At 59.1% G+C, this 12309-nt stretch carries 13 protein-coding genes; 6 read left to right on the top strand and 7 right to left on the bottom strand.

Features of this window, described 5'->3' with window-relative positions; translation table 11 throughout:
• Window positions 1-128: 128 nt before the first annotated feature.
• Window positions 129-710 (bottom strand): YajG family lipoprotein, encoded by a 582-nt coding sequence (locus ABJ99_RS15165; RefSeq protein WP_054086486.1) that lies wholly within the window; start codon window positions 708-710, stop codon window positions 129-131.
• 205 nt (window positions 711-915) lie between these two features.
• On the opposite strand from ABJ99_RS15165, the gene ABJ99_RS15160 reads away from it, so the two are divergent.
• Window positions 916-1149 (top strand): hypothetical protein, encoded by a 234-nt coding sequence (locus ABJ99_RS15160; RefSeq protein WP_054086485.1) that lies wholly within the window; start codon window positions 916-918, stop codon window positions 1147-1149.
• Window positions 1150-1868: 719 nt separating this feature from the next.
• Window positions 1869-3377 carry a malate dehydrogenase (quinone) gene (gene mqo, locus ABJ99_RS15155; RefSeq protein WP_054086484.1) on the top strand — a complete coding sequence of 503 codons (1509 nt, stop codon included), beginning with the start codon at window positions 1869-1871 and terminating at the stop codon, window positions 3375-3377.
• Window positions 3378-3460: 83 nt separating this feature from the next.
• Here the strand turns inward: mqo and ABJ99_RS15150 are convergent, their stop codons facing one another.
• A complete protein-coding gene (locus ABJ99_RS15150) occupies window positions 3461-4357 on the bottom strand; it encodes a homocysteine S-methyltransferase family protein (protein WP_054086483.1) in 897 nt (298 codons plus the stop codon).
• Window positions 4358-4467: 110 nt separating this feature from the next.
• Between ABJ99_RS15150 and ABJ99_RS15145 the strand changes: the two genes are divergently transcribed.
• Both ABJ99_RS15145 and ABJ99_RS15140 read left to right on the top strand, forming a co-directional pair.
• Window positions 4468-5289 carry an ABC transporter substrate-binding protein gene (locus ABJ99_RS15145; protein WP_054086482.1) on the top strand — a complete coding sequence of 274 codons (822 nt, stop codon included), beginning with the start codon at window positions 4468-4470 and terminating at the stop codon, window positions 5287-5289.
• Window positions 5286-6119, top strand: coding sequence for an amino acid ABC transporter permease (locus ABJ99_RS15140; RefSeq protein ID WP_054086481.1), 834 nt, complete (start codon window positions 5286-5288; stop codon window positions 6117-6119). Before ABJ99_RS15145 ends, ABJ99_RS15140 begins: the two co-directional genes overlap by 4 nt.
• 226 nt (window positions 6120-6345) lie before the next feature.
• Here the strand turns inward: ABJ99_RS15140 and ABJ99_RS15135 are convergent, their stop codons facing one another.
• The 3 genes from ABJ99_RS15135 to ABJ99_RS15125 all read right to left on the bottom strand — a co-directional run bounded on the left by ABJ99_RS15135 (window position 6346) and on the right by ABJ99_RS15125 (window position 7827).
• Window positions 6346-6633 (bottom strand): PA4642 family protein, encoded by a 288-nt coding sequence (locus tag ABJ99_RS15135; RefSeq protein WP_004419120.1) that lies wholly within the window; start codon window positions 6631-6633, stop codon window positions 6346-6348.
• Window positions 6634-6699: 66 nt separating this feature from the next.
• A complete protein-coding gene (locus ABJ99_RS15130; protein ID WP_054086480.1) occupies window positions 6700-7203 on the bottom strand; it encodes a hypothetical protein in 504 nt (167 codons plus the stop codon).
• A gap of 66 nt (window positions 7204-7269) precedes the next feature.
• Window positions 7270-7827, bottom strand: a complete 558-nt coding sequence (locus tag ABJ99_RS15125) for a hypoxanthine-guanine phosphoribosyltransferase (protein ID WP_054079620.1) — start codon at window positions 7825-7827, stop codon at window positions 7270-7272.
• 207 nt (window positions 7828-8034) lie between these two features.
• Between ABJ99_RS15125 and upp the strand changes: the two genes are divergently transcribed.
• Together upp and ABJ99_RS15115 are read left to right on the top strand one after the other, a co-directional pair.
• Window positions 8035-8673 carry a uracil phosphoribosyltransferase gene (gene upp / locus ABJ99_RS15120; RefSeq protein ID WP_024682690.1) on the top strand — a complete coding sequence of 213 codons (639 nt, stop codon included), beginning with the start codon at window positions 8035-8037 and terminating at the stop codon, window positions 8671-8673.
• A gap of 4 nt (window positions 8674-8677) precedes the next feature.
• The gene (locus ABJ99_RS15115) at window positions 8678-9955 is read left to right on the top strand and encodes a uracil-xanthine permease family protein (protein WP_054086479.1); all 1278 of its coding nucleotides are present in this window, start codon (window positions 8678-8680) and stop codon (window positions 9953-9955) included.
• A 271-nt stretch (window positions 9956-10226) separates the two neighbouring features.
• On the opposite strand, the gene hemH is transcribed toward ABJ99_RS15115, so the two are convergent.
• Both hemH and ABJ99_RS15105 read right to left on the bottom strand, forming a co-directional pair.
• Complete coding sequence (gene hemH, locus ABJ99_RS15110) at window positions 10227-11249, bottom strand: ferrochelatase (protein ID WP_054086478.1); 1023 nt, start codon at window positions 11247-11249, stop codon at window positions 10227-10229.
• A gap of 23 nt (window positions 11250-11272) precedes the next feature.
• The gene (locus ABJ99_RS15105; RefSeq protein ID WP_054086477.1) at window positions 11273-12175 is read right to left on the bottom strand and encodes a TIGR01777 family oxidoreductase; all 903 of its coding nucleotides are present in this window, start codon (window positions 12173-12175) and stop codon (window positions 11273-11275) included.
• Between the last annotated feature and the right edge of the window lie 134 nt (window positions 12176-12309).

Genomic DNA, 12309 nt, shown 5'->3' with positions numbered 1-12309 from the left:
CCATGAGTTTCGTACCTGGCGCCCCCCCCAATTCCATCCAGCCTGCGCTTGCCGGGGCGTAACACCGGAAAAATAAAAAAGCCCGGCCCCCTCAACAAGGGCCGGGCTTTTTCATGTGGCGATGAAGCTTACTGCGACAGGGTCGAACCGATGGTCGCATCCTGGAAGACGCGAGTCAGTGCGTCGCTCAACACGTCACTCACCAGCTTGGTGTTGGTTTCCTGATTCGGGGCCATGCCGAAACGCTGGTCCAGCGAGGCAGCGTAACGACCGCTGTAGGTGCGACCGTTGTTGCGCACGTCAGCGCGGAACGTCGAGCTGATGGTCGCTTCGGTCACATACAGGCCTTCTTTCGGCGACTGATACTTCAAGTCCGCCAGAGTCACCGTCAACTGTGGAGCGCTGCCGCCCTGGGTCGGCGTGAAGCCCAGCAGACGCACTGCCGCTTCGGCCTGAGCCTGCAATTTCGGAACGATGTCGGCACCGTTGACGCTGATGGCGCTGGTTTCCGGGTACATACCGCCACGGGTGCCCAGCGTCGGGCCAGGACGGCCGTCAACCACGCGCACAACGACCGGCTGCCCACGACCTATCGGCGCGAGCTGAGCATTGATTTTCGGGGTGGGGCTCAATTGTTGCGGGCTGTGGGCGCAGCCCACCAACGTCAAACTGCTTACAGCAAGCAAACCGAACAAAATGCGACGCAGCATGCTCATTTCTCCATGGGCCAGACACTGAATGTGCAGCAGTATAGCGGCGCGCGTTACCCGCCCACCAGTAGCCGCTGACCGGTAAGCGCGGGATTGCCGAAAGCCGCCTATAGTTCGAGTAGTGCCATGTAATCAGGACGTAACATCGGCACGGCAGACTCACCCACATTGCCCAGACGCTCATCCACGTCACAGGAGCTGCGCCATGAATCTGTTCCGGTCCTTGTTCTCTGCTCGCCGCCAATTTCGCCATTACGCGCGTGTTGATCAGGCAGGCATCTGCCACGCGTTCAAGCACTGCGCGCAACGTCCGGGCGGCCCCGAATGGGTTGAAGTGAGCGAGCAACGACTGGTCTGGCTGAACCAGCCTCTGCCCTTCAGCGCACGGGTTACGCAGCATAGCGTGCGTTCAACTCGCGGCCCGTTGCTCACTGCCTGACCCGATGGCGAATAAAAGTCATTTAAACCGATCAATTCCTGTCATTTCATCGCTATAATCTCCCCCCGATTATAAGGACGTCTCCTGATCGGGCCTCGCAGCATCGCTAATCCCCGGATTAGCTCCTTCGTACTGCCCACAGAGAGCCGCCCACACAGGTCATTTGCGCACGGGTGTGCTCGATGAACGGTGCAGAATGCTCGAATCGTATCGAACCTTTCTCGCCTGACAGCGCCTCACTCTTTATGCACCTGACCTGCCAGCGCTGTCATCGCAGCCATTTCGAGGTTTGGTTCACGTTCCCAAAAGGACGTGAAAAACGGGTTTCACTACTTCACAAGAGTGTGGCGAGCAAATGAATAGGTACGCGTTTGTAAATGCACCATCAGCGTCTGAACCGGCCCTTTTGCACTGGACTGATCGCGACTGCGCCTCCAGCACCGAAGCCTGACGCCATCGAAAGGAGCCTGTGACTCACAAGGTTCCCTGACGATGGTCGAATGGCCGTGCGGGCTTGAAAATGCGTTTATGCTGGCCTGATGAACCATGAATGAGCCTGACCGGGACCTGCGCGTTGGAAGCGAAGAATTGCGAAGAATCGGACAGGCGATCCTGGCCGGGAAATGAGGGCACAACCTTGATCCACGCCCCGCACTCCCGGCAATCAGCCTCAGGATCGTATGCCGTCAATTGGTGCTGCAGATTTTGGAGACGCGTTAATGGCGCATAACGAAGCAGTCGATGTAGTACTGGTCGGAGCGGGCATCATGAGTGCCACGCTGGCAGTACTGCTCAAAGAGCTCGACCCCGGCCTCAGGCTGGAAGTCGTTGAGCTGATGGATTCCGGCGCTGCGGAGAGTTCCAACCCGTGGAACAACGCCGGCACCGGTCATGCCGGTCTGTGCGAGCTGAACTACACACCGCCCGCCGCCGATGGCTCCATCGACATCAAGAAAGCCGTGCACATCAACACCCAGTTCGAAGTCTCGAAGCAATTCTGGGCTCACCTGGCGCGCAAGGGCACGTTCGGCTCGGCAAAGTCGTTTATCAATCCGGTCCCGCACCTGAGTTTCGTGCAGGGCGAAAACGGCATCTCGTTCCTCAAGAACCGTTTCGAGGCGATGAGCAAGCATCACGCATTTTCTTCGATGGAATACACCGAAGACAAGGCCAGGCTGGCCGAGTGGATGCCACTAATGATGCCCGGCCGTCCGGCCGACGAAAAAATCGCGGCCACGCGCATGCTGAACGGTACGGACGTCAACTTCGGCGCGCTGACCAATCAATTGCTCGATCACCTCTCCCGCTCTCCGGACGCACAGATCAAGTACCGCAGCCGCGTGACCGGCCTGACCCGTAACGGCGCTGGCTGGACGGTGACGGTCAAGGACGTGAACGGCGGCGGCACGCGTGAGATCGACGCTAAATTCGTGTTCCTCGGCGCAGGTGGCGCGGCATTGCCGCTGCTGCAGATGTCGGGCATCGAAGAAAGCAAAGGCTTTGGTGGCTTCCCGGTCAGTGGTCAGTGGCTGCGTTGCGACAACCCCGACGTGGTCAAGCACCACCAGGCCAAGGTCTACAGCCAGGCAGCGGTGGGTTCGCCACCAATGTCGGTGCCGCACCTCGACACCCGCGTGGTCGACGGCAAGAAATCCCTGCTGTTCGGGCCTTATGCCGGTTTTACCACCAAGTTCCTCAAGCATGGGTCGTTTCTCGACCTGCCGCTCTCGGTGCGTCTGGCCAACATCAAGCCAATGCTGGCCGTGGCCCGCGACAACAAGGACCTGACCAAGTACCTGGTCAGCGAAGTGATGCAGTCGATGGAGCAACGCCTGGAATCGTTGCGTCGCTTCTATCCGCAGGCCAGGGCCGAAGACTGGCGTCTGGAAATTGCCGGTCAGCGGGTGCAGATCATCAAGAAAGACCCGAAAAAAGGCGGCGTTCTGCAATTCGGCACCGAGTTGGTGTCTGCTCAGGATGGCTCGCTGGCCGCACTGCTCGGTGCTTCGCCCGGTGCTTCAGTGACGGTGTCGATCATGCTGGAATTGCTCGAGCGCTGCTTCCCGGAAAAAACCCGCACTGAATGGGCGGGCAAACTCAACGAGATTTTCCCTGCTCGCGAAAAGATTCTGGAGACCGACGCGCAGCTGTACCAACGCATCAGCGCGCAGAACGACGAGGCTCTGGAGCTGGTCGAGAAAAACAGTCAGGAACATAGCTTCGCCTGACTTGCCTCTTGCCGCATGAAAGCGATTGTAAACAAAAAGTCCCGTGAGCTCTTCCGAGCCACGGGGCTTTTTGGTTGCGGCTATCAGAGCGTTTGCGACAGCACCGCAATGTGCTCCGGACCAATCCCGCAGCAGCCGCCAATGTGCGTGGCGCCACGCTTGACCCAGTCCGCCGCCCACTGCTGGTAACCCTGCGGGTCGAGATCTTCGCGCAATTCGTCCAGACCGTCGTTGGCCTTGGCATCCTTGGGCTGCGGCGGGAAGGCGTTGGCGTAGGCACCGATGGCGATAGCGACGCCCAACGATTCGAACACTTCACGCGCCGCATCGATTGCACCGCCGATCACCTCGGGCTGGCTGCAATTGAACAGCAGGGTCGCAACGCCCATGTCGGCTGCAGCCTTCGCCGCGTCGGCCACCGGTTCGCCGGAACGCAGGCGCGGAACCTCATCAGTGTCTTCATCCTGCAAGGTGAACGACAGCCAGAACGGCTTGCCGTCAGCAGGCAGGCCGGCGCGGATGGTTTGTGCTTCGAGGATGCAGCTCTGCGTCTCGGCCAGCCACAGGTCGACATAAGGCGACAGACCGGCAACCAGCGGCTTCAGCACATCGGCGGCCAGCTCCGGCTTGTACAGGTCAGGACGGTAGGAGCCGAACAGCGGCGGGATCGAACCGGCGACGCGCGCGCGACCGCCCGAAGCATCGGCAGACTCGCGAGCCAGCCGCCCGGCCAGTGCCGCAAGCGCCTGGCCCTCGCGGGCAAAACGCTCTTCGCCGATATGAAAAGGGACAACCGCATAACTGTTGCTGGTAATGACCTGAGCGCCACTTTCGATGTAAGCGGTATGTACCGCACTGACCGCCTCAGGCGCTTCACTCAACGCCAGCGCCGACCATTCGGGCTGACGAAACGGTGCGCCGCGACGCTGTAGTTCGCGGCCCATGCCGCCATCGAGAATTACAGTTGTGCCTTGGGTCATATGTGATCTGCTTATATGTATATGAAAAAAACTCATTATGAGTCAGTCTTGTATAACGTATTTAATACGTCCCTTTAATCAAACTACAAACACTTTTTCAGGGGATATCTGTGAATTATCGCGCTCTGCTGGGCATTGGCCTGGTCACTCTGGCTGCCTCCACTCAAGCTCTGGCCGGCGCCACGCTGGATCGCGTGCAGAAAAACAACGAGTTGGTCAACGTCCTGATGGAAAGTTACCCGCCCTTCTCTTTCCTGAACGACAAAAACGAACTGGATGGCTTCGATGTGGACGTGGCCAAGGCCGTGGCGCAGAAGCTGGGCGTCAAATTGCGCCTCGAAACGCCCTCCTGGGACGTGATCGCCGCAGGCCACTGGAGCGGCCGTTATGACATCTGCGTCTGCTCGATGACCCCGAGCAAGGCCCGCGCCGAAGTCTTCAACTTCCCGGTCGAGTATTACGCGTCGCCTGCGGTGATTGTGGTCAACGCAGCGGACGACCGTATCCATTCGGCCAAGGACCTGAGCGGCAAGAAAGTCGGCCTGACCAGCGCCTCCAGTTACGAAAGTTACCTGAACAAGAATCTGGTCATTGACGGCGCGGAAGACAAGGCGTTGCAGTACCCGTTCGAAGACGTGCAGATCGCCCCGTACGACAACGATAACGTGGCCTTTCAGGACCTCGGCCTCGGCGCTGGCAAGCGGCTGGACGCTATCCTCACCAATCTGGTGACGGCAAAACCGCGTCTGGATCAGGACAAGCGCTTCAAACTGGCCGGTGAGACGCTGTACGAAGAACCCAACTCGGTGGCCATCGAGAAAGACGATCCGGAATGGGACGCCAAGGTCCGCGAAGTCTTCGCTGAACTAAAGAAAGACGGCACCTTGAGCAAGCTGTCTGAAAAGTGGATCGGTGCTGACATCAGCAAATGACTTCCTTCGAGCCCCAACGCCCACCCGAGCAGGCTGATCAAGGCCTGCTCAAGCGAGTCTTCGGCTTCCACACGCGGCTTTACCTGACCTGGCTGGTCATGTTTGTGCTGTTCGCCGGATTCTTCCTGAGTTTCGACCTGAAGCTGTCGATCATTCTCGACAAACTGCCCAATCTGATCGGCCTGCACCTGGCACCCAACGGTTTCCTGCAAGGCGCGGCGCTGACGCTGTTCGTGTCGGTATGCTCGATAGTGGTTTCGGTGGTGCTGGGCTTTGTGACTGCGCTGGCGAGGCTGTCCAGTAGCGCTGTGGCGTTTGGCATTGCCAGCTTTTATGCGTCGTTCTTTCGCGGTACGCCGTTGCTGATCCAGATTCTGCTGATCTATCTGGGCTTGCCGCAGGTGGGAATCGTGCCGGGCGCGATCATGGCGGGGGTTATTGCCCTGTCGCTCAACTATGGGGCTTACCTGAGCGAGATCTTCCGTGCCGGGATCATCGGTGTTGCGGCCGGACAACGGGAAGCCGCGCTGGCCCTGGCGCTGCGCCCGGCGCAGATCTTCTGGCGCGTCACCCTGCCCCAGGCGATGCGCACCATCATTCCACCGACCACCAACCAGTTCATCTCCATGCTCAAGGACTCGTCACTGATTTCGGTGATGGGCGTCTGGGAAGTGATGTTTCTGGCGCAGTCGTATGGCCGGTCCAGCTATCGCTACATCGAAATGCTGACCACTGCGGCGGTGCTGTACTGGATCATGTCGATCGGGCTGGAGTTGTTGCAGTCCAGGCTGGAACGGCATTACGGCAAGGCGTATCAGGCGCGGAAATAGGGCTGAAACGCTGGTTGATTAACTGATAATACATATTACTGTGGGAGCGAGCCGGGCGACGCTTCGCTTGCTCGCGAAGAGGCCGGTACAGCCCCCAAGAAACAGGGCGTTTGGACCAACGTATTCGCGAACAAGTTCGCTCCCACGGCCTACGGGCAAAAGCCTGAAAGGCACGTATTCCGGGCTCCCCAAGGCTTGCTTATAACGCGGAGTGTTGACACGACAGTCAGCCGCGCGCTTTTTCAATCAGTTCGATGTATTCATCGGCATTGCGCTGATCCTTGATCAGGGCGATGAAGTCGTTGCCGTGCTCGTCTTTGCCATCGAAGTCGTGACCCGCTTCCTTGAAGAACACCAGAAAGCGCTCGAAATCGTTGATGCGCAGGCCGCGGTAGGCCTTGATCAGTTTGTGCAGCGACGGCGAGGTAGCATCATACGGTTCGAAGTTCAGGAACAACTTGATCTGCTCATCGCCGATCTCATCCCCAATCAACTGCTTCTTGTCTTTACGCATTACGGGCTCCAGCTTGTCGCAGACACTTTCACGGGCGGGCAGTTTACCCCTCAGCGAGCGCAGGGCTCAACGCGCATGTGCAGAGGTGGCATGCAGATCGGCCCAGATGTGGCCGTTGGCGTAGCTGAGGAACTGGCAATAGACCTTTTCATTGCGCAGCAAATCCACCAGCACACGGTATTGAGACAACGGGTAATAAAGCGTCAGGGTGCGTGATGCCTCGTCGTAGGTCGGCTTTTTCAGGCTTTTGCTTTCGCCACCATCAAAATGCACCAGCACCTGCGAGATCGACGCGCCTTTGTTCAACGACTTGCCCTTGAGTCGCAGCGACAACGGCGATGTGACCGGGATCGGCTGCTGGCTGGACTGCCGCTGATTACCGGCAACGATGGTGTATTCGGTGACCAGCATCAGTTGTTGCTGCTCCGGCGCACCTTCACGCAGGCTCAGGTCGTCGGGCGGCAGGTATTGATCGTGCATCGGGCTGACCGACACCGGCGCGGTCAGTGCCGCAAATGCCTGACCAGACAACAGCACCAACGCCAGAGCGCCGGGAATCGATAATTTCATTGAGGTTTCCAGATAATGGCGAGTCGACGGCCGCGCTCTTTTCCAGGAGGCGGCCGTCAGAATGCCTTACATCCCTTTGACCGCATAGATGCCAGCAGCATTGCGCCAGTAGCCTTTGTAGTCCATGCCGAAACCGAAGATGTAACGGTCGATGCACGGCAGGCCTACGTAGTTGGCTTTCAGGTCCGGGCGGGCCTTGCGGTCGTGGTCTTTATCGATCAGCACGGCGGTGTGCACAGCGCGGGCACCGGCGTGTTTGCAGAAGTCGATGATCGCGCCGAGGGTGTGGCCTTCATCAAGGATGTCGTCGATGATCAGCACGTCGCGGTCGATGAACGAGACCTCAGGCTTGGCTTTCCAGAACAGATCGCCGCCAGTGGTTTCATTGCGATAGCGTGTTGCGTGCAGGTACGACGCTTCCAGCGGGAAGTTCAGATGAGTCAGCAGTTTGCCCGAAAAAATCAGGCCGCCGTTCATCACGCAGAACACGACCGGGTTGCGATCGGCGAGTTCGGCATTGATCTGCGCACCAACGCGGGCGATGGCTGCATCGACTTCCGCCTCGGTGTACAGGCAGTCAGCTTCGCGCATGATTTGACGGATATGCTCGAGATCAGCGGACATGACGCTCTCCAGTAAGGCAGTTCAAGAAAAGCGGGCAAAGGTACGCATCCGTTCCAGCCAGAGCAAGCGATTCTGGACTAACGTTGCGAGTGTCTTCTAAAAGCTGCGAACGTCGACACTTCAGGACGATGCTGCACGCGCTTTAAGACAGTAACAGCTGAATAGATTAACCTAGGCCGATTTTTTGCCCCGCTGGAGCTTTCCCCCATGCCCATTCGTGAAATCCGTCACCCGCTGATCCGCCACAAGCTCGGCCTGATGCGCCGCGCCGACATCAGCACCAAGAATTTCCGTGAGCTGGCTCAGGAAGTTGGCGCGCTGCTGACTTATGAAGCGACGGCTGACCTTACTCTGGAGAGCTACGATATTCAGGGTTGGGCCGGTACCGTGTCGGTCGAGAAAATCGCCGGCAAGAAAATTACCGTTGTGCCTATCCTGCGCGCCGGTATCGGCATGCTAGACGGCGTGCTCAGCCTGATTCCAGGCGCCAAGGTCAGTGCCGTGGGCGTGGCCCGCAACGAAGAAACCCTGCAGGCGCACACTTACCTGGAGAAGCTGGTTCCGGAGATCGACGAGCGTCTGGCCATGATCATCGACCCGATGCTGGCCACCGGCAGTTCCATGGTTGCGACCATCGACCTGCTCAAGAAAGCCGGCTGCAAGGAAATCCGCGCCATGGTGCTGGTCGCGGCGCCCGAGGGTATCGCTGCGGTGGAAAAGGCCCACCCGGATGTGATGATCTATACCGCCTCCATCGATGAGCGCCTCAACGAGCACGGCTACATCATTCCGGGTCTGGGCGATGCCGGTGACAAGATTTTCGGCACCAAGCAGAAGGACGCGTAACCCGATGACGCAGCAGGAGTTCAACGATCCACTGTGGCGCACGATCCTTTCCGGTGCGCAGATGCTCTTCGTGGCGTTCGGCGCGCTGGTGCTGATGCCATTGATTACCGGGCTGGACCCTAACGTCGCGCTGTTTACCGCAGGCCTCGGCACGCTGTTGTTTCAGATTGTCACGGGCCGTCAGGTGCCAGTGTTTCTGGCTTCGAGCTTCGCGTTCATTACCCCGATCATTCTCGCAAAGGGCCAGTTCGGCCTCGCCGCGACCATGGGCGGCGTGATGGCAGCGGGCTTCGTTTACACCTTTCTTGGCCTGGCAGTGAAGATCAAAGGCACAGGATTCATCGACCGTTTGCTGCCGCCGGTGGTGATCGGGCCGGTGATCATCTCGATCGGTCTGGCCATGGCGCCGATTGCGGCCAACATGGCGATGGGCAAAACCGGGGATGGCGCGCAGCTGATTCCTTATCAGACCGCCATGCTGATCTCGATGCCTGCATTGCTGACGACGTTGATCGTGGCGGTGTTCGGTAAAGGCATTTTCCGTCTGGTGCCGATCATCTCGGGTGTGCTGGTGGGGTTTGCCCTGTCGTTCTACTTCGGCGTGGTTGATACCCAGAAGATCGCCGACGCGGCCTGGCTGGCAATTCCGCATTTCACCGCCCCGGAATTCAACTGGCAGGCGATTCTGTTCATCGTCCCGGTGGCACTGGCACCGGCCATCGAGCACATCGGCGGCGTGATCGCGGTCGGCAGCGTGACCGGACGCGACTACCTGAAAAAACCGGGCCTGCACCGCACGCTGTTTGGCGATGGCATCGCCACCACGGCCGCCGGCCTGTTTGGTGGCCCACCGAACACCACCTACGCCGAAGTCACTGGCGCGGTGATGCTGACCAAGAACTACAACCCGCAAATCATGATCTGGGCGTCGTTTTTTGCGATCACCCTGGCATTCATCGGCAAATTCGGCGCGCTGCTGCAAAGCATTCCGGTGCCGGTGATGGGCGGGATTCTGTGCCTGTTGTTCGGCTCGATTGCAGCAGTGGGCATGAACACGCTGATCCGCCACAAGATCGATCTGGCCGAAGCACGCAATCTGGTGATCGTCTCGGTAACGCTGGTGTTCGGCATTGGCGGCGTGCTGATCGGCACCGGCAACGGCCCGAACGATTTCGGCCTGAAAGGCATCGCCCTGTGCGCTGTGACCGCCATCGTCCTGAACCTGATTTTGCCGGGGCACGACAGCTGGAAGAACAACAAGCCGGATGATCAGTTGCCTTGATGCGTCGCGCAGTAATAGCGCCCCGTGCTCATCGTCATACACATGCCTTTGTGGGAGCGGACNACAAGTCCGCTCCCACGCCCTCCGGGCAGAAACGCGTTGTGTGGCAGCGGATCGGGCGACGCTTCGCTCGCGAAAACAATATTTCAGACGACACATTTTCAGCGATTATACCGGCCCTTTCGCGAACAATGCGGATCGCCACCCCGGTCGCTCCCACGGCCTCAGGCGAGAATCAAAAGCGCACTTGTGTATAACGCTGTGCAGCGTGTTACAGCATCAACGGCGCTCGCTCGCACAGTCGGCTCAGTTCTTTTGCCCAGTTCGGGTCGTCGTTCAGGCAAGGGATCAGGATCAGTTCCTCGCCGCCCGCTTCCTTGAACTGCTCGGCACCACGGTCGCCGATTTCTTCCAGCGTTTCGATGCAGTCCGCCACAAACGCCGGGCACATGACCAGCAGCTTTTTCACGCCCTGCGCTGCCAGTTCGTCCAGGTGCGCTTCGGTATACGGTTCAATCCACTTGGCGCGTCCCAGACGCGACTGGAACGACACCGACCATTTGCCATCGGGAATGCCCATGCGCTTGGCGAACGCCGCAGCCGACTGTATGCACTGCGCGCGGTAGCAGGTGGCGAGCACTTCGGCCGGCGCGGTCATGCAGCAGTCGTCCTTGAGGCAGTGCTTGCCGGTCGGGTCGAGCTTGTGCAAGTGCCGCTCGGGCAAGCCGTGAAAACTCAGCAGCAGGTGATCGTAAGGTTGTTCCAGATGCGGGCGCACGCTTTCGACCAGAGCACTCAGGTACTCAGGCTGATCGTAGAAGGGCTGTAGAACCGAGAACTGCATCTTCAGCGATTTGGCACGCACGACGCGCTTGGCTTCCTCGATAACGGTGGTCACCGTGCTGTCGGCAAACTGCGGATACAAAGGGGCCAGGGTGACTTTCTTGAAGCCCTGCTCCGCCAGACGCGTCAGTACGGTTTCAATAGACGGCTCGCCATAACGCATCGCCAGCTCCACCGGCCCGAGCAACCACTCCTTTTTCACCGCAGCCTGAAGACGCTTGCTCAGCACCACCAGCGGCGAACCTTCGTCCCACCAGATAGACGCATAGGCATGGGCAGACTGTTCGGGCCGTTTGATCAGAATCAACGACACCAGCAGCCTGCGCACAGGCCATGGCAGGTCGATCACATACGGGTCCATCAGGAACTGGTTCAGGTAACTGCGCACATCTGCCACTTGAGTAGAAGCAGGCGAACCCAGATTGACCAGCAACAAAGCGTGATCGGTCATGCAACATCCTATTTCAATGGCTTTCAGTGGCGACCCAGCAAATCCTGCAGGGCGGTATCGAGTTCGGTGTATTTAAAGGTAAAACCGGCCTGCTGCAAACGTGCCGGCCGGGCGCGCTGGCCGCCCAACAGCAAGACCGACAATTCGCCCAGCAGCGCTTTCAATGCCAGCGCAGGCATGGGCATGAAGGAAGGCCGGCGCAGAATGCCTGCCAGTGTCTTGGCAAACTGGCGATTGCGCACGGGCGACGGCGCACACACATTATAAGGCCCGTTTGCTTCATTCAGATTCAACAGAAAATCAATCGCGGCAATTTGATCCTGAATGTGTATCCACGGCATCCACTGCCGACCGCTGCCAATCGGGCCGCCCATACCAAACTTGAAAGGCGGCAGCAGGCGTTGCAGAAAACCGCCACGGTCCGACAACACCAGACCGGTGCGCAGCAACACGACACGCACGCCCTGGGCTTCGGCCCGCTGCGCGGTTTCTTCCCAGGCGTTGCACAGCTGGCTGGCGAAATCTTCCTTGGCGGGCGGCGAAGTCTCGTCGATCTCGCGCTCGCTGCTGTCGCCGTACCAACCGACCGCAGAGCCGGAAATCATCAGCGCGGGCTTTTGCGCACGACCACTTAACCAGGCTAATACTTGCTCGGTCAGACCGATACGGCTTTCCCACAACAACAGTCGGCGCTTGCGCGTCCATGGACGGTCCGCGATCGGCGCACCGGCCAGGTTGATAATGGCATCCACCGGCTGCTCGCCCAGCTCGTCGAGACGGGCAATGCCGCGCACGGTGGGGCCGCACAATTCGGCCACATCGGCGGGCTGACGACTCCACACGGTCAGTTCATGACCCTGGGCCGACCACAGACGACAAAGGGCTCTTCCGATCAAACCAGTACCACCGGTCAGCAATATGTGCATGGCAGGTAACCTCGCGTGGCGTGCATGACAATTGGGTAGTCTTATTTTTAAACAGTTTGCCAGTCAGGAAAAAGAAACTGTTCGCAGAACCATAGGCCAGACCTGAACAGGTCGCCGCTTTTGGCGGCGCCGAC

It is taken from the genome of Pseudomonas syringae pv. cilantro, from assembly GCF_001293775.1.
GTDB lineage: Bacteria > Pseudomonadota > Gammaproteobacteria > Pseudomonadales > Pseudomonadaceae > Aquipseudomonas > Aquipseudomonas syringae_P.
This window is presented reverse-complemented; position numbering and strand designations above follow the sequence as displayed.